19 protein-coding genes and 2 pseudogenes are annotated in these 19,097 nt (G+C 60.7%); 14 read left to right on the top strand and 7 right to left on the bottom strand.

Annotated elements, in window-relative coordinates; genetic code table 11:
- Positions 1–13: 13 nt before the first annotated feature.
- The 4 genes from RBH20_RS19155 to RBH20_RS19140 are packed head-to-tail and all read left to right on the top strand — an operon-like array spanning position 14 to position 5,153.
- Positions 14–1,180 (top strand): acyl-CoA dehydrogenase family protein, encoded by a 1,167-nt coding sequence (locus tag RBH20_RS19155; protein WP_306711672.1) that lies wholly within the window; start codon positions 14–16, stop codon positions 1,178–1,180.
- A complete protein-coding gene (locus RBH20_RS19150) occupies positions 1,180–2,964 on the top strand; it encodes an acetyl-CoA carboxylase biotin carboxylase subunit (protein WP_306711670.1) in 1,785 nt (594 codons plus the stop codon). Before RBH20_RS19155 ends, RBH20_RS19150 begins: the two co-directional genes overlap by 1 nt.
- A 2-nt stretch (positions 2,965–2,966) precedes the next feature.
- Positions 2,967–4,685: an acyl-CoA carboxylase subunit beta gene (locus RBH20_RS19145; protein ID WP_306711668.1), complete on the top strand. Its 1,719-nt coding sequence runs from the start codon at positions 2,967–2,969 to the stop codon at positions 4,683–4,685.
- Between the two features lie 3 nt (positions 4,686–4,688).
- On the top strand, positions 4,689–5,153 hold the full coding sequence (locus RBH20_RS19140) for a MaoC family dehydratase (protein ID WP_306711665.1): 465 nt from the start codon (positions 4,689–4,691) through the stop codon (positions 5,151–5,153).
- A gap of 41 nt (positions 5,154–5,194) precedes the next feature.
- Here the strand turns inward: RBH20_RS19140 and RBH20_RS19135 are convergent, their stop codons facing one another.
- Positions 5,195–5,917 (bottom strand): class I SAM-dependent methyltransferase, encoded by a 723-nt coding sequence (locus tag RBH20_RS19135; RefSeq protein WP_306711664.1) that lies wholly within the window; start codon positions 5,915–5,917, stop codon positions 5,195–5,197.
- 42 nt (positions 5,918–5,959) lie between these two features.
- Complete coding sequence (locus RBH20_RS19130; RefSeq protein WP_306711662.1) at positions 5,960–6,793, bottom strand: CoA ester lyase; 834 nt, start codon at positions 6,791–6,793, stop codon at positions 5,960–5,962.
- A gap of 214 nt (positions 6,794–7,007) precedes the next feature.
- Between RBH20_RS19130 and RBH20_RS19125 the strand changes: the two genes are divergently transcribed.
- The gene (locus RBH20_RS19125) at positions 7,008–7,883 is read left to right on the top strand and encodes an amidohydrolase family protein (protein WP_306711660.1); all 876 of its coding nucleotides are present in this window, start codon (positions 7,008–7,010) and stop codon (positions 7,881–7,883) included.
- On the opposite strand, the gene RBH20_RS19120 is transcribed toward RBH20_RS19125, so the two are convergent.
- On the bottom strand, positions 7,880–8,641 hold the full coding sequence (locus RBH20_RS19120) for an enoyl-CoA hydratase/isomerase family protein (protein WP_306711658.1): 762 nt from the start codon (positions 8,639–8,641) through the stop codon (positions 7,880–7,882). The two genes, RBH20_RS19125 and RBH20_RS19120, sit on opposite strands and share 4 nt — an antisense overlap.
- A gap of 93 nt (positions 8,642–8,734) precedes the next feature.
- Positions 8,735–9,391 carry a helix-turn-helix domain-containing protein gene (locus RBH20_RS19115; RefSeq protein ID WP_306711736.1) on the bottom strand — a complete coding sequence of 219 codons (657 nt, stop codon included), beginning with the start codon at positions 9,389–9,391 and terminating at the stop codon, positions 8,735–8,737.
- 106 nt (positions 9,392–9,497) lie between these two features.
- Here RBH20_RS19115 and paaA point away from each other — a divergent pair, with 106 nt between their 5' ends.
- The 6 genes and pseudogenes from paaA to paaE all read left to right on the top strand — a co-directional run bounded on the left by paaA (position 9,498) and on the right by paaE (position 12,396).
- On the top strand, positions 9,498–10,439 hold the full coding sequence (gene paaA, locus RBH20_RS19110; protein ID WP_306711656.1) for a 1,2-phenylacetyl-CoA epoxidase subunit PaaA: 942 nt from the start codon (positions 9,498–9,500) through the stop codon (positions 10,437–10,439).
- Positions 10,440–10,444: 5 nt separating this feature from the next.
- Positions 10,445–10,618 (top strand): annotated as a pseudogene (locus RBH20_RS21385) (PacF protein); the annotation flags it as partial.
- 48 nt (positions 10,619–10,666) lie between these two features.
- Positions 10,667–10,972, top strand: a pseudogene (locus RBH20_RS21380) (PacF protein); the annotation flags it as partial.
- Complete coding sequence (paaC, locus tag RBH20_RS19100) at positions 10,972–11,805, top strand: 1,2-phenylacetyl-CoA epoxidase subunit PaaC (protein ID WP_306711652.1); 834 nt, start codon at positions 10,972–10,974, stop codon at positions 11,803–11,805. The pseudogene RBH20_RS21380 and the gene paaC, both read left to right, overlap by 1 nt.
- Positions 11,798–12,232: a 1,2-phenylacetyl-CoA epoxidase subunit PaaD gene (gene paaD / locus RBH20_RS19095; RefSeq protein WP_306711650.1), complete on the top strand. Its 435-nt coding sequence runs from the start codon at positions 11,798–11,800 to the stop codon at positions 12,230–12,232. Before paaC ends, paaD begins: the two co-directional genes overlap by 8 nt.
- On the top strand, positions 12,229–12,396 hold the full coding sequence (gene paaE / locus RBH20_RS19090) for a 1,2-phenylacetyl-CoA epoxidase subunit PaaE (protein ID WP_004594293.1): 168 nt from the start codon (positions 12,229–12,231) through the stop codon (positions 12,394–12,396). Before paaD ends, paaE begins: the two co-directional genes overlap by 4 nt.
- Positions 12,397–12,507: 111 nt before the next feature.
- Here paaE and RBH20_RS19085 read toward each other — a convergent pair whose 3' ends face one another.
- Together RBH20_RS19085 and RBH20_RS19080 are read right to left on the bottom strand one after the other, a co-directional pair.
- Positions 12,508–13,959, bottom strand: a complete 1,452-nt coding sequence (locus tag RBH20_RS19085; RefSeq protein ID WP_306711646.1) for an aldehyde dehydrogenase — start codon at positions 13,957–13,959, stop codon at positions 12,508–12,510.
- Between the two features lie 147 nt (positions 13,960–14,106).
- A complete protein-coding gene (locus RBH20_RS19080; protein ID WP_004594295.1) occupies positions 14,107–14,565 on the bottom strand; it encodes a MaoC/PaaZ C-terminal domain-containing protein in 459 nt (152 codons plus the stop codon).
- A gap of 98 nt (positions 14,566–14,663) precedes the next feature.
- On the opposite strand from RBH20_RS19080, the gene paaI reads away from it, so the two are divergent.
- Complete coding sequence (gene paaI, locus RBH20_RS19075) at positions 14,664–15,059, top strand: hydroxyphenylacetyl-CoA thioesterase PaaI (protein WP_306711637.1); 396 nt, start codon at positions 14,664–14,666, stop codon at positions 15,057–15,059.
- A gap of 3 nt (positions 15,060–15,062) precedes the next feature.
- Here paaI and paaK read toward each other — a convergent pair whose 3' ends face one another.
- Positions 15,063–16,352 (bottom strand): phenylacetate--CoA ligase PaaK, encoded by a 1,290-nt coding sequence (gene paaK / locus RBH20_RS19070; RefSeq protein WP_306711635.1) that lies wholly within the window; start codon positions 16,350–16,352, stop codon positions 15,063–15,065.
- Between the two features lie 132 nt (positions 16,353–16,484).
- Here paaK and RBH20_RS19065 point away from each other — a divergent pair, with 132 nt between their 5' ends.
- Both RBH20_RS19065 and RBH20_RS19060 read left to right on the top strand, forming a co-directional pair.
- Positions 16,485–17,657 carry a thiolase domain-containing protein gene (locus RBH20_RS19065; RefSeq protein WP_306711633.1) on the top strand — a complete coding sequence of 391 codons (1,173 nt, stop codon included), beginning with the start codon at positions 16,485–16,487 and terminating at the stop codon, positions 17,655–17,657.
- Positions 17,654–19,090, top strand: a complete 1,437-nt coding sequence (locus RBH20_RS19060) for a zinc ribbon domain-containing protein (protein ID WP_306711631.1) — start codon at positions 17,654–17,656, stop codon at positions 19,088–19,090. Before RBH20_RS19065 ends, RBH20_RS19060 begins: the two co-directional genes overlap by 4 nt.
- Positions 19,091–19,097: the final 7 nt, after the last annotated feature.

Here is a 19,097-nt window from a genome sequence, read left to right as displayed (position 1 = left end):
ATACACAACACCAATGAATTTCGAAGATACAGAGGAGCGTTCGATGATTCGGTCGACCGCAGCGGACGTGGCGGCCGAGTACGGACCGGAGTACTGGCGCGAGAAAGAGGAGGCAGGCGAGTTCGGAGAGGAATTCTGGGACGAACTGGCCGCGGCCGGCTTCCACGGCCTGTTGGTCCCGCCGGAGTACGAAGGGGCCGGGATGGGAATCCAGGAGATGGGGCTGGTCATGGAGACGCTCTGTGCCGAGGGCTGTGGCATGGCGGGCACCTGGTATCTGGTGCTCACCGCTGGTATGGCCGCTGCCGGTATCAAGGAGAGCGGAACAGAAGCGCAGAAACAAACCTACCTGCCGGACATCGCCAACGGCAAGCGAAACTTCTCTATTGGCATCACAGAGCCCGAAGCCGGGACAAACACGCTGAATGTCGCCACCCGAGCCGAGAAAGACGGCGACGAGTACGTGCTGAACGGGAACAAGGCCTGGATTACCTTCGCGGACCGGGCCGACAATATGATCCTCGTCACGCGCACGACCCCACGTGACGAGGTTGAGCGCGGGACTGACGGCATAAGTCTGTTTATCATTGATATGGACGACCCCGGCATCGACGTATCACCAATTCCCAAACACGGCATCAACTATTCGAAGTCCTGTGAGGTCTTCATCGAGGACGTTCGGGTTCCCGAGGAGAACCTGCTAGGCGAGGAAGACGATGGCTGGTGGACTCTGGTCGATATGCTGAACCCGGAACGAATAGGCTTTGCGGCCGCCGGGACCGGTATCGGCAAACTAGCCGCCGACACTGCTATCGAGTACGCTAGCGACCGGGAGGTGTTTGGCGCGCCCGTCGGGAGCCATCAGGCGGTCTCGTTCCCGATCACCAAGGCGTACGCCCGCATGGAAACAGCGGCACTCATGCGTGAGAAGGCGTCCTGGCTCTATGATCAGGGCGAGGAGTGCGGATACGAGACAAACGTCGCGAAGGCGACGGCCGTCAGTGCTGGTATCGAAGCAGTCAAACAATCGATGCAGGCGTTCGGCGGCTGGGGCTACGCGAAGGAGTACGACGTTGAGCGCTGGTGGCGTGAAATCAACCTGACACGGCTGGCCCCGGTTTCCCAGCAGATGGCGTACAACCATATCGGGCAGCACCTCGGCTTCCCCAGATCCTACTAATGTTCGAGAAAGTCCTTGTCGCAAACCGCGGCGAAATCGCGGTTCGTGTGATGGCTGCGTGTGAAGAGCTGGGTATCGAAACAGTCGCCGTCTACAGCGACGCCGACCGCAACGCCGGCCACGTTGAGTACGCCGACGACGCATACAACGTCGGCCCGGCACCTGCAAGCGAGTCGTATCTCGACCAGACCGCTATCCTCGATGTCGCTGAGCGAGCCGGGGCCGACGCAATTCATCCGGGGTACGGCTTCCTCGCGGAAAACGCCGAGTTCGCTACCCGCGTTGAGGATACCGACGGAATCACGTGGGTCGGCCCGCCAAGCGACGCGATGGAGACGCTGGGTGAAAAGACGAAAGCCCGGACAGTGATGAAGGAGGCTGGCGTCCCGGTCGTCCCTGGCACGACGGATCTGGTCGACGAGCCGGATGAAGTACGGGAATTGGGCGCAGAGTACGGCTACCCCATCGCGATAAAGGCCGAGGGCGGCGGTGGCGGTCGCGGCATGAAGATCGTCCGGAGCGAGGCCGAGGTTGCGGAGGCGCTCAAAAGCGCAAAACGCGAGGGTGAAGCCTATTTCGGCAATGACTCGGTGTACGTCGAAAAGTACCTCGAAGCCCCAAAACACGTCGAGGTGCAGGTGCTTGCGGACGAACACGGCAACGTCCGTCACCTCGGCGAGCGCGACTGCTCGCTGCAACGTCGCCACCAGAAGGTCATCGAGGAAGCCCCGAGTCCGGCGCTCGATGCCGAACTACGTACGGAGATCGGGGAGGCCGCCAGACGCGGTGTCAGTGAAGCCGGGTACACGAACGCCGGCACCGTAGAGTTTCTCGTCGAAGACGGGGAGTTCTATTTCATGGAGGTGAACACCCGAATCCAGGTCGAACACACCGTCACCGAAGCAGTGACGGGGATCGACATCGTTCGCTGGCAGCTCCGGGTCGCCGCGGGCGAGCAACTGGCCTTCACACAGGACGACGTGTCGATAGACGGGCACGCCGTCGAGTACCGGATCAACGCGGAGAACCCGGCGGAGGACTTCGCGCCGACGCCGGGACCGCTGACGACGTACGCGCCGCCAAGCAGTATCGGTGTCCGGCTCGACCACGCAGTCTCCCAGGGCGACGATATCGGGGGCGACTACGATTCGATGATCGCGAAGCTCATCGTCGCCGGTGAGGACCGGGAGCACTGTCTGGACCGGTCGAGGCGTGCGCTCGACCATTTCACTGTCGAGGGGGTCCATACGACCATCCCGTTCCATCTGTTGATGCTTGATGACGACACCTTCCGCGCCGGAACGCACACGACAAAATACCTCGATCAGGAACTCGCCGACGAGGCCCTTGACGAGGCTGTTGCACGATGGGGGACCGACGAGGTCGGCAGCGACGGCTCGTCGGCGGCGACGGATGAAATTGCTGTCGAAGTCGATGGGAAGCGCTTCGATGTGGTCGTTACGGACGGCCTACCCCGCGTATCCCGTGATGGCAACGCCAGTGGCGGCTCCGGCAGTAACGCTTCGGGCGGCAACTCATCCGGTGGCGGCACGGTGGACGTGACCACGTCGGGTGCAATTACGGCTGAGATGCAGGGAACCATTCTCTCGACCGAAGTCGCGCCCGGTGACAATATCGCTGCGGGCGATGTCGTCTGCGTGCTGGAGGCGATGAAAATGGAAAACGACGTGGTGGCATCCACGGGCGGCACTGTCGCGTCCGTCCCGATTGCGGAGGGCGACTCCGTAGACATGGGTGACACCCTGGTTGTACTGGAGGAGTAAGTATGCAAGTCAGAATTTCAGACGACGCGACCGAATCGGAAGCACAGGCCATTGCCGAGGCACTGGCGACACACTTCGAGGACGACATTACTCTCGTCATCGACAGCGGCGAAGCAGTCAGCAGTGCCACGTACGACGGCGATCGACGGGACGAATCCACGGAACCGATCGACGACGACCTCGGCCCGACTGAACGCGAAGAGACCCTGCGCGAGGAGATTGAAGAGATCCTCGAAGGCGGGCCGGAAAAGTACAAAGAGCAGTTGCCTGAGGAGGGCAAGCTGTTTGTCCGGGACCGTATCGACCTGTGGTTCGGTGACGATTTCCTGTTCGAGGACGGGAAATTTGCGGAGTTCGACGCTGACGACCAGCTTCCGGCAGACGGGCTCATCACGGGGGCCGCGGAGTTCGAGGGCCGTGACCTGCATTTCATGGCCAACGATTACACGGTCAAACGCGGCAGCATGGCCGCAAAGGGTGTCGAGAAGTTCCTCCGGATGCAACAGCGGGCACTGAAAACCGGGCGACCGGTGCTGTATCTGATGGACTCCTCGGGCGGCCGTATCGACCAGCAGACGGGCTTTTTCGCCAACCGCGAAGGGATCGGGAAGTTCTACTACAACCACTCGATGCTCTCTGGGCGAGTCCCACAGATCTGTGTGCTGTACGGTCCCTGTATCGCCGGCGCGGCCTACACGCCAGTTTTCGCGGATTTCACCGTTATGGTCCGGGATATGAGTGCCATGGCGATCGCCAGCCCCCGGATGGTCGAAATGGTCACGGGCGAAGAGATCAGCCTCGAAGAGCTCGGCGGCCCTGACGTGCACGCACAGCACTCCGGGAGTGCGGACCTCATCGCTGACGACGAGGAACACGCCCGCGAACTCGTCGCGAAACTCATCGGCTATCTGCCCGACAACGCTGACGAGGACCCACCACAGACCAGCGGGATGGCCCCGAAGCGTTCGCCGGAGGGTATCGATTCCGTTGTGCCAGAAAAGCCTAACAAGGGCTATGACATGTTCGACGTGATCGAGCGGGTCGTCGATGCCGGATCGACGCTCGAACTCCGGCCCGAGTACGGCAAGGAGATCATCACGTCGTTTGCCCGGATAGACGGCCGTCCGGTCGGGGTCATCGCCAACCAGCCAGCCCAGCGCGCGGGGGCCATCTTCCCGGACGCGGCGGAGAAAGCCGCCCAGTTCATCTGGACCTGTGACGCCTACAACATCCCGCTGCTGTACCTCTGTGATACGCCGGGGTTCATGGCTGGCTCAGGTGTCGAGAAGGAGGGTATCCTCGAACAGGGCAAAAAGATGATCTACGCCACGTCTTCGGCGACAGTGCCCAAGCAGTCCGTCGTTGTCAGGAAAGCCTACGGCGCGGGTATTTACGCGATGTCCGGTCCCGCGTACGACCCCGAGTCGACGATCGGCCTTCCGAGCGGGGAAATCGCAATCATGGGTCCCGAAGCGGCTATCAACGCCGTCTACGCCCGGAAGCTCTCCGAGATCGATGACGAGGACGAACGACAGCAAAAAGAGCAGGAACTCCGCGAAGCCTACCGCGAGGATATCGACATTCATCGAATGGCCAGCGAAGTTGTCGTTGACGACATTGTCCCGCCAAGCGACCTCAGAACGGAACTGGTGAACCGGTTCGCGTTCTACGAAACCGTCGAGAAAGACCTCCCGGACAAGAAACACGGAACCATCCTCTGAGCTATGTCAGGACTATACTACGAAGAGTTCGAGGTCGGCGAGACCATCGAACACGAGAAGCGCCGCACGATCAGCGAGCGCGACAATCAGCAGTTCTGCGATATGACGATGAACCAGCAACCGTTGCATCTGGACGCCGAGTTCGCGGCCGAGACGGAGTTCGGCGAGCGACTGGTCAACGGGCTCTACACGATGAGTTTAGCTGTCGGACTGACCATCCCCGAGACGACCGATGGCACTATCGTCGCGAACCTCTCCTACGACAGCGTCGAGCATCCGAACCCGGTGTTCCACGGCGACACGATCCGCGTGCAGTCGACTGTGACCGACAAACGCGAGACCAGCGACGGTGACCGTGGCATCGTCACGATGCACGTCGAGGTGTTCAAACTCACAGATTCGGACGATGTCCTCGTCTGTGAGTTCGACCGCACCGTGCTGTCACTGCGACGTGACCACGCCGAGTGACGCCGGGGCCGCTTAACGGACGAAGCCCAGATCCCATTCACCTATTCTGGGACACCGATGACCCACCGCCATCGTTGCTCGAACGTGCCATCGAGAGAGCTGAGGAGTTCACGGGCTCGCAGAACCCGTTCTTCGGTGTCGAGTTTTGGATAGAGCCGTGCGGCCATCGCGGGAATCGCGTGAAACAGCCGGATATCTTCGGCAGTCGTCGAAAACCGCCACGTTCCTGTCGTCGTCGAGAACTCACCCGCGAGAGCGTCTTGGAGAGCCGATGTCTCGGCCGGGGAGCGTGACTCGCGCTCGAACTGTTCGAACACGTCCGTGCCGTCAGGACGGAACCAGCCAAGCGGTGCGACGGCCCCGACCACTCCACCAGACCGGAGCACTCTGGCGGCTTCCCGTACTGCGGCCGCTGGCTCAGGGACCAGAAAGAGCGAAGCGGTAAATGCCACCCCGTCGACTGACTGGTCACAGAGCGGCAGGTGGTCGAAATCAGCTTGCAGTCGGGCAGTGGAAGCGATTTCGCTCAGCATCTCGCGGCTGATGTCGAGCGCAATAGTATCCGCCGCCGTCTCGGCGAATACGCGCGTGCTCACACCTGTGCCTGCGCCCGCATCGAGCACTGTCCCGAGTCCGCTGTCAGTACGAGCGTTCATCTCAGCGGCGAGCAGACGAGCGAGCGAGGTGAACCGATTGGTCCGCCGCTCGTAGGTCGCGTAGGCGTCGACGCTGGCATCGAAGTTCTGCCGGACGACGTCTTTCATACACGACAGCACTGGCAGGTCTCGGATAGGTGTTGCCGTTGGCTACCGCTGACCGGCCTCGCGAGCGCGGTTGAGGACACGCTTCGCCTGTGCGATGAGCGGTGCGTCGATCATTTCTCCGTCGACCTCGAAAACCCCGGCGTCCGTCTCCTCATCGGCCGTGACGACGCGTTCGGCCCATGCGATGTCCTCGTCACTGGGCGTAAATGCGTCGTTGATGACCGCGACCTGATCCGGGTGGATCGCCATCTTCCCGTCGTACCCGAGTTGGGCAGCGAACTCAGTCGCCTCGCGGAGGCCGTCCAGATCGCCGTAGTCGGGGTAGATCGTGTCGATTGTGTCGATTTCCGCGGCGCTGGCCGCAACGACGACCCGCTGGCGTGCATAGAGTACCTCCCGCCCCTCGCTGGTCCGACTGGCACCGATGTCGGCCGCGAGGTCCTCGGCCCCAAAGAGGAGCGCATCGGTGGAATCAGCGGCTGCAATCTCAGCCGCGTTGAGGACGCCAGCGGCTGATTCGACCAGCGCAAGCACCGGGAGATCCGCACTGTATTCATCGAGGAGCCGCCCTAATGCTGAGATGTCGTCAGCGGAACTGGCCTTCGGGAGCATCACACTGTCGGGACCGGCGTCTGTCAGTATCGCAGCGAGGTCGGCTGTGGCACTTACTCCTACTGGGTTGATACGAACGCAGATGTGGCTGTCCGAACTGACAGTCGAGAGTACCGACTGAACTGATTCACGCGCCCGCTCTTTATCCGTCGGTGCAACCGCATCCTCGAGGTCAAAGACGACGACATCAGCGTCGCCATCGGCCGCTTTCCGCATCAACTCCGCATTGTCACCCGGTGCAAACAGAACACTGCGACGAACCATAGCCGTGCCTTCACCCCCCAGCAGTAAGATGGTAGGGGATCGATGCCCGGCTACTCCCCGAGTGACCGTGCATCTGCCGACCCGTTCGCCTGTCGCAGTCAGCACTGACTCTTCTCGAATCAGCTATTTGTATCACGATTCCATCCACTCTGGCGGGTCTGCTGCACGGCACAAACAGCATGGATTTTTATGACACTGGGTAAAATCTCTCTCTGTGACAACCGACCTCCCTGGTGTCGACGACAGGCAACTGTTCGACACGCACGCGCACCAACCGACCAGTGAGTTCCTCCACGACGCCGGCGGCGAAATGATGCAGGACGCCGCCGACCGGTTCGGCACTGACTTGGAGACGTGGGACTACGAGGAAATGCTCGCGGAGTACCACGAGTCGGGCGTCGGTGGCGCTGTCCTGCTTGGCTGGGATGCGGAGACGAACACCGGGAACCCACCCGTCCCGAACGACTACGTCGCCGAGGTTCGGGACGAGTATTCCGACTTCTTCGTCGGGTTCGGGAGCGTCGACCCACTGAAAGACGACTGCGTGCAGGAGGCGATCCGGTGCGTCGAGGATCTGGACCTTTCGGGGTTCAAGTTCCAGCAAATCGCACAGGGCTTTGACCCCTCGGACGAACGCCACGACCATCTGTGGAGTACCATCGAAGACCTCGGCGTCCCCGTTGTCTTCCACGGCGGGAACTCGACACTGGGGGCCTGCAGCGCTGGCGGCCGCGGCCTGAAAATCAAGTACGGCAACCCGATGCTAATCGACGACGTGGCTGCTGCACATCCGGACCTCGACATTCTCATCGCCCACCCCGCCTTCCCATGGGAGAAAGAGCAGTTGGCCATCTGCCAGCAGAAGGGCAACGTGTACATGGACCTCTCCGGCTGGGTGCCGAAGTATATCGACGATCAGGTACTCCATTATGCCGGGACAGTCCTCAAAGACAAGGTGATGTTCGGCACCGATTATCCGATGATTGACCCCGAAACGTGGCTCGAATCGTTCGCTCGCGACACTGACTTTGATACGGATGTCCAGCGGAAGATTCTGTTCGAAAACGCGCAGGAGTTTTTCGACCGCTAGTCGAAATCCGGGGTCCGTCCATCAAGAAACGCCTCGACACCACGCGAATGTGCTGGCGTATCGTAGGCCAGTGACTGGATGCGTGCTTCTCGACGTAGCCCGGTTTCTAGGGGCTGGCCAATGTTGTCGTGGATCGCTTCCTTCGCCAGCCCGAGGTTCTCCGTCGGCTGTGCCCGAAGCGTTTCGAGCAGGTCAGTTGTCCGTGCATCGAGTTCGGCCGGGTCGACAGCCTCGTTGATCAGATCCATTTCAGCGGCGCTCTCGGCATCGATCAGCTTCCCGGTGAACGCAAGCTCTTTCGTTTTCCTGAGCCCGATGAGACGGGGGAGGATGGCGGTTGCGCCCATGTCCGGCACGAGCCCGACGCTGATGAACGATGCGCCGAACCGCGCGGATCTGGCGGCGTACGCGAAATCGGCAACAGCCACCAGCGACAGCCCGGCACCGACTGCATCGCCGTTGACCTTTGCGACGACAGGCACCGGGGCTGAGAGGACATTGCTGGCCACCCGGCCCAGCGTTGTCTGGACTCGCTCGTAGGCCTCGGTTGTGGTCTCCTCACGCTCACTCATCGCCTCGATATCCCCGCCGGCACTGAACGCATCACCGTCGCCGGTCAGGACTACAGCATCGTGTGTCGCCGGGTTGAGGTCGTCGAGCGCATCGGCTAATTCAGTTGCGACCGCCCCGGTCATCGCGTTTTTCACGTCAGGACGATCGAATACGATCCGTCGAACAGCGCCGTCTTCAACGCGCATGGTCGTACTCAGACGCGCGGGTACTTTACTCTCCGTCGTCGCTCGAACGGTCGTCGCCGTTACTCACCGCTGTCGCTTGAAAGGCCATCGCCGCTACTCGCCGCCGTCGCCTGGAGGGCCGTCGCCGACGCCGCCGAACAGCTGTGTGAACAACGAATGCTGTGCGCGGTGGAGTCGTTCGAGGAATGCAGACTTACTGATACCGAGTTCGGAAGCAACTCCGCTCGCAGTCGTCTGTCGTGGGACGACAAAGTAGCCCATCTCGACTGCGTATCGAAGACTCTCCTCCTGTGCCGGGGTCAGGTCCCACTGCTGTGCGATAGATGCGTCTTCTGTCGCACGCAGTGCGTACACCCGCTGTAGTTTCACACCAACAGTTTCACCGGCGGTCTCCATGACCGTCTGAAGAATCTCGTGGCCCACCACAGCGCCAGTTAAAATCGCGTTTCCGTCCCGATACGTTAGCGATTCCACCATGAAGCCTGCGCTGATAAGTTTGTGGACGACACACTGCTGGAGCGACAGACACCGGTAGTTGTACCGACCCTCGGTAACTGACTGGTAGAGATAGCGGATCCGGTCATCCCCGTCGAGGTAGTCCCTGAGGTCGTCGTTCGCCTGTGCGCTGAACCGCAACAATACGTTACGGTCAGCCCGGAGGAGTGGCGGGGCCGCCTCGATGGGCGTGCCAGTGGCACTACTCGCATCTGCCAGTGGGCAGTCGTCACCCTCGATGCGAAATTCGACCATCAGACACTCCTCTATCATTACCTCGTATGTGTGCGAACGCCTTTATAAAACCCGTCTATATAGGGGCAAATTAGTAAGAACATTCCTCACGATTTATGAAATACATATGAACGTTGACGAAGTCAAAGCTCGCGCTGGACCCCGGGAATTCAGCCCGAAAGACGACCTTCCCGAGGAGTATCGGAAGGCAGCCACGCGGATGCTCGAATTCCACGCCAACAGCGAGATTATGGGGGCGTACCTCGAACGGCCCTTCATCAGAAAAGCCCCAAGTATCGAGCGAAAGATGGCCTTCAGCGCGAAGGTGCAGGACGAAATCGGACACGGACAGATGCTCTATCGAGCGGCGGAGTCGCTCGGGATCAAGACCCGCGACGAGATGCTCGACGATCTGGCGAACGGGGACGGAAAGTTCCTGAACTGCTTCCATTACCCGATGGAGAGCTACGTCGAGACGCCGATGATCGCCTTCTTCGTCGACGGGGCCGCAATGCGTCGTCAGGCAACCCTGAAAAAGTCTAGCTGGGAGCCATACGCCCACGCGATGGACAAGATCTGCTTCGAAGAGGGGATGCACGTCAAGCACGGTGAGTCGATCCTCCGCGAACTGATGAACGGCTCCCGGAAGGAACAGCGCATGACTCAGGAGGCCTTCGAGGAGTGGTGGCCACGAATCCTGCAGTTCTTCGGACCGACCGACGACCAGAGCACCCATCACGACTTCGCCGCAGAAGTCGGGCTGAAGACGTGTACGAACGACGAACTTCGAAACGCGTTCCTCAACACGTACATCCCGAAGGCCAAGAAATACGGGCTGGAGATGCCCGATGAGCCACGCATCCGGGACAACGGTGACGGGACCTATGAGGTCGTTGAGGATGATCTTGACTGGGACGAGTTCTTTACTGTCTCACAAAACGAATACGATGGCAGCATTGAGCAGATTTCTGGCCGCCGGCAGGCTCAGGAAGCGGTTCAGTGGGTCCGGGACATGATGGACGACCAGACGACGACGAACAGCGGCCCGCAGTCACAGGCAGCGGACTGAGAACAATGATCTGGGAAGTATTCCGACAACAGAGTCCGGACACAGATTTCGTTCACTGCCGGGACGTCCACGCACCCGACCGGGAGATGGCGAAACAGTTCTCGGTCATCCAGCATGGACGGCGGAAGCCAACCCATGCACTCTGGGTTGCCCCGCAGGAGAAAATCACGCAGGTCGATCCCGACGCAGAGCGCCATGACGAGAGCGGAGACGGCGCCGAGAAACCGTGGGCCGTCTTCCGGCAGGACAAGCCCGGTGGGTATCATACGCACTGCGGTGATGTCGACGCTGCTAGCGCTGCCGACGCAGAAGCGGCGGCGATCGCGGCGTTCACTGACGACGACCCGAACAGTCTCTGGGTCCTCCAGCACCAGTACATCGGCGAAGTCACAGCGGATGACGTAACGTTCGGTGGGACGACCAACAAGTCCTACCGGTTCGCACAGACGTACAACGTCAATCCGGCTGCTGAGGAGGTCGAAGCCTCCGAGTCTGAGCAGATCGAAGCGGAGAAACAGCGAGGTGAAATCTAATGGCAACAACAGAATCCGACCTCGGCGGTCCAACTGACCTTTCCGAGGAAGAACAGCGCGCAGTTGAGGCACAGCTGCTCCGGCTCGCTGACGACGAGTTGGTCCAGGCCGAACGTTACACGTTCTGGCAGGTGCGCGCACCGACACTGGAATCGGACCTCTCGATATCGAACAACGCACAGGACGAGCTGGGCCACGCACGGCTGTGGTACGATGCAGTGCAGCAACTGGGCTATTCCGAGGAATCGCTGATTTACGAAAGCGATCCCAGCGACTTCCAGCACAGTACGTTCGTTGAGCTACCGTTTGCGGAAGGCGACTGGGCTGACGCCATCGTCAGAGCGTATCTCTACGATGTTGCTGAAGACATCCGTCTCTCCGCGCTTGAGGACTCATCATACGAGATCATCCGGAACAGAACAAGCCGCATCCAGGGCGAGGAAGGCTATCATCTCGAACACGCTGAAAGCTGGCTAGACCGGATGGCACTGGACGAGGAAGCCAGCGAACGCGTTCAGGCGGCTGTCGATGAACTCTATCCGTACGCCCTCACGCTGTTCGAGCCCGTCGGCGACGTGGAGGCCGACATCGACCGGCTGGGCATCCGAACGATGACCCTCGACGAGATGCGTGCCGAGTGGGAGACCCGCGTCGAATCGTTCTTGACCGAACTAGGATTCGACGTGCCGACCGATGCTGCCCCCGCAACGCCGACGGGCCGGGACAACGAACACACCGACCACTGGCATGACCTGCACGAACAAATGACTTCGAGCTACCGGAATCTGGGACGCGACAAAGCGACGCTGATAATGGCGGACGACGATGAGTAGCGACTACGATCGGCCACGCGCAGACGCTGATGCCACCGCGTGTTCGTACACTGACTACGAGACCAAAGACCACGCGGCGGACGACGTGCCAGCCACGGGCGAAGGCGCTGACGGCATCGAACGCGACGTGTGGGCGGCCCTGTATCAGGTTGAGGACCCGGAGATGCCGGTCAGCATTGTCGATCTGGGCCTCATATACGGCCTCGACGTGTCCGACGGCGACGTCACGGTTGACATGACCCTCACCTACAGCGGCTGTCCGGCACGCGAGATCATCCTTGAGGAGGTCGAAGACGCCGCCGAGAGTGTCGACGGAATCGAGACCGCGTCGGTCCGACTGGTTTGGGCCCCGGACTGGTCGATTGATCTGGTCACCGAACAGGGCAAAGAAGCGTTGCGTGACTTCGGGATGAGTTTCGACGGATGAGTGAGCCGGACCCCAGCGTTACGACCAGTGGTGAACAGACAGGCGCGGAGTGCCCATATTGTGGCTCGACCGACACCGAACGGAAGCATCCACGCGGGCCGTCACGGTGTCAGTCGATCCATTACTGTAACGAGTGCCTGCAGCAGTTCAAGAAGTTCGAGTAAGCTGTTATTACTCGCTAGTTCTGGCGGCGCATTTTATACCGTGAAACAGAGCGGCGGTTCCATTGATGGCACTGTGACTGGCTGTGTGACGGCGACTTGCCAGAGGAAGCTTCAGCCGAGATTGATGTGGACGTTTTTCACCTCGGTGTAGCTCTCGATGGCCTGCTCGCCCTGTGCGCGACCGTGACCGCTCTGTTTCGTGCCGCCGAAAGGCGTCTGTGGCCACGTGTTGGGCGTCTCGTTGACCATCACCATCCCGTAGTCCAGTCTGTCTGTAACGGTGTGAGCGCGAGTCAGATCGTTCGTCCAGACACAGGCGGTGAGGCCGAACGGCGAGTCGTTCGCAACGTCAATGGCCGCTTCCTCGTCGCTAACTTCGATTGCAGAGAGAACGGGGCCGAAGATTTCCTCCTGTGCAATCGTCATCTCGTTGTCCACGTCGGCAAAGACGGTCGGCTCGACGAAGTGGCCGGTTTCTTTGTCCGCAGGAACGCCACCGCCGGCCACAACAGTCGCCCCCTCTTCCTTGCCGGTCTCGATATAATCGAGAATCTCCTGTTGCTGGCCTGCGCTGACAACTGGTCCCATCTGCCCATCGTCGTCGATGCCACCACCAAGCGGGATGTTTTCGGCGATCTCGGCCATTCGGGAGACCATCTCGTCGTAGACGTCTTCGTGGACAACAATACGCGAGTTCGCCCAGCACATCTGCCCGGCGTTCATGAAAATCCCGTACTGGATGCCGCGGGCGGCGGCATCGAGGTCAGCGTCGGGGAACACGACTGCCGGACCTTTCCCGCCGAGTTCGAGCGTTACGTCGGCGACCGCATCGGCAGCAGTGCGCTGGACAGTCTTCCCGATGCCTGTACTCCCGGTGAAGGTGACGTGATCGACGCCCTCGTGTCCGGTGAGTGCGTCGCCGGCCTCGGAGCCCTTCCCGGGAACGACGTTGACGACGCCGTCCGGAAGGCCCGCTTCTTCGGCGGCTTTCGCGTAGTACAGCGCTGACAGCGGCGTCATAGCGGACGGTTTGAGGATAACGCTGTTTCCTGTTGCTAGCGCTGGAGCCAGCCCGCGGCCGGCAAGCTGGAATGGATAGTTCCACGGCGCGATGTGTGCGGTCACGCCGACCGGCTCACGAGTGGTGTAATTGAGCCGGCCGTTCTCGACAGGAATCTCGTCACCGCGGATCTTGTCCGTCCAGCCGGCGTAATGGCGGAACGTGTCGGTGACCATGTCGATTTCTAGCCCGGCTTCGAACGGCGTTTTCCCGTTGTCATGGGATTCAACCATGGACAGTTCGTCTTTCATCTCCTCGATGGCGTCAGCCATCGCATGGAGGTTCGCTCGGCGCGTTCCCGGATCCATCGTCGCCCACTCGGAACCGTCTTCGATGGCCGACTGTGCCGCCTGCACCGCGTCATCGATATCGGACGCCTCGGCCTTCTGTACCGATGCGTAGGGCTGTTCAGTCGCTGGGTCCTCCGTCTCAATACTGTCGCCGTTGGTCGCTTCTCGCCATTCTCCGCCGATATACAGGTCTGTCGGGCCGGTGTACTCCATTGCAATAACAGAGGGAGTGCGCGGCGTCTTAGTTGTTATTATTGATTATTAATGTCTGGACGACGAGAACGTTGTCTTCGAGCTTCAAGCCGCAAAATTGCGGTACTATCCGCTACCGATGCATTGCTTTCGGACGCGTCAGTGTACTCACTCGCGTTTCTTGATCAGGAACTTCATGTCGCCTTCGAAGACGACGGTCCCGTCTTGGTTTTCCATTTCAGTGTCGAGGACGACTAGCCCGGCGTCGTCGCGCCCGACTTCTTTGGTGTTGTCAACGACAATCTCCAGTTGGAGTGTGTCGCCGATGTGGACCGGATTCGGGAGGTCCATGTAGTTCATCCCGAGGAACGCGAATGCGGTCCGCTCGACGATACCGGTCCGGTAGACGAAGCCGGTCGCCTGCACGAACGTCATTGGCCCGTGTGCGATCCGCTCACCGAACTCCTGTTCTTCCGCGTATTCCTTGTTCGTATGCAGCTCTGTCCAGTCTCCTGACAAAGCAGAGTGCATGACGAAATCGGACTCGGTAACCGTCCGGCCAACACTGATAAACTCCTGTCCCTCTTCGAAGTCCTCGAAGTGGTGTGGCTCGTAGCTGTATGCCATAGTTTTTCATCTAATAGCAGCCATTTATATTTTTACGCTCCGTTGACAGCAGCAGTGACCGGTATATATTTATTATTAGTGATAGAATCACGACCCGTATGTCCGGTGTCGCCGACGAAGTCAGAGAGCATATCGAATCGGATGCGTACTGCGAAACCCTTGGTATCGACGTAGTCGAACTTGACTCGGGGTACGCCCAGACTGAACTGACGATTACCGAGGACCTGCTGAACTTTCATGGGACGCCCCATGGCGGTGCGATCTACTCACTCGCCGATGCGGCATTCGCCGCGGCGTCGAACTCTCACGGCGAGGCGGCGGTTGCACTGGAGACTAACATCTCGTATCTAGACGCCGTCGACACCGGTGAGACGTTGTCTGCGACCGCTGAAGAAACACATCTCGCGGACAGCACCGCGGAGTACGAGGTAACGGTGACTGCACAGGATGGCGAGCGCATCGCGACGTTTCGTGGACGAGTCTACCGGCCCTGACAGTCAGTCACGGTGGTCGTAAACGCGTTTTACTTTGCCGACCTGCGTTCGTTCGATGCTGCCGGGCGCAACGAGTTCGAGTTCGTCCGGGGTGAACGCGAGCACGTTTTCGAGGCGCTCGATGATTTCGGCTTCCAGCGCTTCGTCGCCTGGCCCTTGCTCTGGAGTCCGTTCGATGGTGAGTTCCAGGATGTCGAGGTTGTCCTCTCTGTAGAGGTCGATCCGGTAATGCGGAGCAACGCCGTCGATATCCAATACGGCGTGTTCGATTTCGCTGGGATAGAGGTTCACGCCACGGACAATGAGGAGGTCGTCTGTCCGACCGGTGACGTTGTCCATCCGTACCATCGTCCGTCCACACGCGCACTCGTCGTAATTCAGCGTCGTGAGGTCGCCCGTTCGGTACCGGAAGACCGGCAACGCTTCCTTGGTGAGTGTTGTCAGAACGAGTTCACCCTCTTCGCCCTCCTCGACCGGTTCTTTCGTGTGTGGGTCGATGACTTCCGGGTAGAAGTGGTCCTCCCAGATGTGAAGCCCGTCCTGCGCTTCGTGACATTCACACGAGACGCCGGGACCGATGATCTCCGAGAGCCCGTAAACATCGATGCCGTCGACACCCAGCCGATCTTCGATTTCTGCCCGCATCGGATCGGTACACGGTTCCGCTCCGAAGATAATCGTCGAGATCGGCAGGTCGCTGGGGTCGTGGCCCATTTCCTCGGCCGTTTCGGCGAGGTACAGCGCATACGACGGGGTGCATGTGAACACATCGCTCTCCAAGTCGGTCATCAACTCGACCTGTCGCTGGGTCTGGCCGCTCCCGATAGGGATAACTGTGGCCCCCAGCTCCTCGGCTCCGTCGTGGAGTCCCAATCCGCCGGTGAACAGCCCGTATCCGTAGGCGTTCTGGACGGTGTCGCCCGGTTCGGTCCCGCTCGCAGCCAGCGACCGTGCAACGACTTCACTCCAGTTGTCGAGGTCGTCATCCGTGTAGGAGACGATTTTCGGCTTCCCGGTCGTCCCGGACGACGCGTGGATGCGGGCAACCTCCTCGTCGTCTACGGCGAAAAGCCCATCAGGGTACTCGTCGCGGAAATCCTCTTTTGTCGTCATCGGCAGTTTCGTGATGTCGTCGATACTCTGGATGTCTTCGGGCGAGACGCCCGCCTCGTCGAGCTTCTCCCGGTAAAACGGGACGTTCTCGTAGGCGTGCGAAACAATCCCCTGTAATCGGTCGGTTTGCAACGCACGCAGCTCTGTGCGGTCGGCCGTCTCCAGTTTCTTGTACACCATCTTCAATGATAGAGTTGAATGTTAATGATAAAATGGTTTGGGATTGGTCACTGCGCCGCCAGTTGCGCGCTTGGCCTGTGGTTGTCAGCAAACGATGCAAAGCTATTTTTCAGTACCCTCAGAGTTCCATGTATGCGGGATGCGTATCTCATCGGCGCGGGGCAAACGCCATTTGGCTCAATGCCCGAAGAGAGTTACAGATCACTGTTCGACCACGCAGTCAGTGAAGCCTTCGACAGTGTCGACCACGGTATCGACACGGAAGCGATAGATGAAGCGGTCGTTGGCTCACTCGGCGTGGGCGGTCGACAACTCGGTCTCTCGGGACCGGCAGCAACCGAACACGCCGGGCTCCACGGCGTCCCCAGCGTGCGCGTTGAAAACGCCTGTGCCGCGTCGGGCTACGCCGTCCGACAGGCAGTGCAGGCGGTCAAAAGCGGGATGGCCGACGTGGCGCTGGCTGGTGGCGTCGAAGTGATGACGGACATGAGCAGCGACGTGACGAAGTACTGGCTCGGTGTCTCCGGCGAAACAGAGTGGGAGCGGCTGACCGGGACGACGTTCTCTGGCGTTTACGCACAGATGGCAAGTGCGTATCTACGGGAGTACGAGGCCAGTGAGGAGCACCTCTCGATGGTGGCGGTCAAGAACCATCGAAACGGCGCACAGAACCCGAAGGCGCATCTTGGATTTGAATGCTCGCTTGAAGACGCCGTCGACGCACCGGTTGTCGCAGACCCATTGAACCTCTATCACTGCTGTCCGACCTCTGACGGCGCAGCAGTCGCGCTCATCGCCAGCGAGGATGTTGTTGAGCAGTACACTGACGACCCGGTCCGGGTCGCCGGGGTCGGCGCGGCCAGCGACCGCGTTGGTCTGTTCCAGCGGGACAGCTACACTTCGATTTCTGCCTCGGAAATGGCCGCGGACACAGCCTATGACCGCGCCGGGATCGGCCCTGACGACCTCGATTTCGCCGAGGTCCACGACTGCTTCACCATCGCCGAACTACTTGCATACGAGGACCTCGGGTTCTGTGGCCGTGGCGAGGCACCGCAGTTACTCGAAGCGGGAACGACTGAAGCTGACGGAGCGATGCCGGTCAATCTCTCCGGGGGGCTGAAATCAAAAGGTCACCCTATCGGCGCAACCGGTGCCGGACAGCTTGTCGAAGCGTTCAAACAGCTCACCGGCAGTGCCGCGGACCGGCAGCTAGCGGCCCCGAAGTACGGGCTCACGCACAATGTGGGTGGGAGCGGCGGCAGCGCAGTTGTCCATGTCCTCGAACGGGAGGCTGCACGATGACTGCCTCAGGCCTTGCGGCTATCGGTGCGTACGCGCCCCGTCTGCGGATCGATGCCGCGGAGTTCGAAGCCGCGTGGGGTCGGTTCGATGCAGCGGGGATCGACGAGAAGGCGGTCCCCGACGCGGACGAGGACGCCGTCACGATGGGTGTCGAATCGGCTCGCCGTGCGCTCACTGCGGCCGACGCGTCCGGCACGGATGTCGCGCATCTGGCCTTCGCGACGACGACGCCACCGATGGCTGAAGAGGACCTCGCAGCGAGGCTCTGCAGTATTCTCAACGTCCCCGACGATGCGAAGACCCAGACGATGACCGGCTCCACGCACGTCGGTGCACAGGCACTGGACGCAACCATGGATGGCGGGCCGTTCGGGGACGGTGTCGGCCTCGTCATCATCAGCGACTGTCCGCGGGGCGATCCTGACAGCGAGATCGAACACGCCGCCGGTGCCGGGAGCGTTGCGCTCGTTGTCGATGATAACGGTCCCGGGACCGTAATCGAGCGGGCATCACACACGGAGCCGTACCCCGGAACGCGTTTCAGAACGGGTGGAAACGACCGGACGACTGGGCTGGGCGTTACACAGTACGACCGCGACGCGTTCACGACCACGCTCAACAGTGCGGCGGACAGACTCGACGTGTCGATGGATACGGTCGATGCGGCAGCGGTCCAGTCTCCGGACGGAAAACTCCCGTATCGGGCGACAGGTGCGCTCGGGGTCGACGCAGAGACTATTGCCGCTGCGGACACAGTCAGTACGCTCGGGGACACCGGCGCGGCAAGTGCATTTCTCGGAGCGGCGACAGCGTTTGAAGACGACGCCGAACGCGTGCTGATCGCCGCGTACGGGAGCGGTGCGAGTGCGACGCTGTTTGTCGCTACTGGTCCCGTTCCGGTCGAAACTGCGCTGGACAGTGCTGTCTCCCTGTCCTACGCCGAGTACCTCAGGCGGCGAGGCGAGATTACACGCGACGAACCCGAGGGTGGCGGAGCCTACGTCAGCGTCCCGTCCTGGCAGCGGACGATTCCGCAACGGCACCGGCTCGTCGCCGGCCGGTGTTCCGCGTGCGGTGCGTTGAATTTTCCGCCGACCGGGGCCTGCACGGACTGTCACGAGCGCACCAGTGATTTTGAGGCTGTCGAACTACCCGGGACAGGGGCGGTCGAGGCAGTGACGACTATCGAACAGGGCGGTGCGCCGCCCGAATTCGTCGCCCAGCAGTCCAAGAGCGGCCAGTTCGACAGTGCTATCGTCGCGCTCGATAGTCCATCGGGCGAGCAGACCGTAAGCGTCCCTGCACAGGTGCTTCAGGCGACGGACGAAGTCACGATAGGCACACCTGTCGTGCTGACGACGCGACGCATCTACACGCAGGAGGGTGTCATCAGATACGGCTTCAAAGCACAGGTCGCCAGTCAGCGCCGGTAGCCGCCTC

This window comes from Haloarcula sp. H-GB4 (genome assembly GCF_030848575.1).
In the GTDB taxonomy this organism is placed as follows: domain Archaea; phylum Halobacteriota; class Halobacteria; order Halobacteriales; family Haloarculaceae; genus Haloarcula.
The sequence above is the reverse complement of the archived record's forward strand: the minus strand, read 5'-3'. Positions and strand labels throughout refer to the sequence as shown.

Bases quoted from the DNA above. Each gene is read 5' to 3' on its own strand.
- RBH20_RS19155 (WP_306711672.1), top strand. From the start codon at position 14: ATGAATTTCGAAGATACAGAGGAGCGTTCGATGATTCGGTCGACCGCA.
- RBH20_RS19150 (WP_306711670.1), top strand. From the start codon at position 1,180: ATGTTCGAGAAAGTCCTTGTCGCAAACCGCGGCGAAATCGCGGTTCGT.
- RBH20_RS19145 (WP_306711668.1), top strand. From the start codon at position 2,967: ATGCAAGTCAGAATTTCAGACGACGCGACCGAATCGGAAGCACAGGCC.
- RBH20_RS19140 (WP_306711665.1), top strand. From the start codon at position 4,689: ATGTCAGGACTATACTACGAAGAGTTCGAGGTCGGCGAGACCATCGAA.
- RBH20_RS19135 (WP_306711664.1), bottom strand. From the start codon at position 5,917: ATGAAAGACGTCGTCCGGCAGAACTTCGATGCCAGCGTCGACGCCTAC.
- RBH20_RS19130 (WP_306711662.1), bottom strand. From the start codon at position 6,793: ATGGTTCGTCGCAGTGTTCTGTTTGCACCGGGTGACAATGCGGAGTTG.
- RBH20_RS19120 (WP_306711658.1), bottom strand. From the start codon at position 8,641: ATGCGCGTTGAAGACGGCGCTGTTCGACGGATCGTATTCGATCGTCCT.
- RBH20_RS19115 (WP_306711736.1), bottom strand. From the start codon at position 9,391: ATGGTCGAATTTCGCATCGAGGGTGACGACTGCCCACTGGCAGATGCG.
- paaA (WP_306711656.1), top strand. From the start codon at position 9,498: ATGAACGTTGACGAAGTCAAAGCTCGCGCTGGACCCCGGGAATTCAGC.
- paaC (WP_306711652.1), top strand. From the start codon at position 10,972: ATGGCAACAACAGAATCCGACCTCGGCGGTCCAACTGACCTTTCCGAG.
- paaD (WP_306711650.1), top strand. From the start codon at position 11,798: ATGAGTAGCGACTACGATCGGCCACGCGCAGACGCTGATGCCACCGCG.
- paaE (WP_004594293.1), top strand. From the start codon at position 12,229: ATGAGTGAGCCGGACCCCAGCGTTACGACCAGTGGTGAACAGACAGGC.
- RBH20_RS19085 (WP_306711646.1), bottom strand. From the start codon at position 13,959: ATGGAGTACACCGGCCCGACAGACCTGTATATCGGCGGAGAATGGCGA.
- RBH20_RS19080 (WP_004594295.1), bottom strand. From the start codon at position 14,565: ATGGCATACAGCTACGAGCCACACCACTTCGAGGACTTCGAAGAGGGA.
- paaI (WP_306711637.1), top strand. From the start codon at position 14,664: ATGTCCGGTGTCGCCGACGAAGTCAGAGAGCATATCGAATCGGATGCG.
- paaK (WP_306711635.1), bottom strand. From the start codon at position 16,352: ATGGTGTACAAGAAACTGGAGACGGCCGACCGCACAGAGCTGCGTGCG.
- RBH20_RS19065 (WP_306711633.1), top strand. From the start codon at position 16,485: ATGCGGGATGCGTATCTCATCGGCGCGGGGCAAACGCCATTTGGCTCA.
- RBH20_RS19060 (WP_306711631.1), top strand. From the start codon at position 17,654: ATGACTGCCTCAGGCCTTGCGGCTATCGGTGCGTACGCGCCCCGTCTG.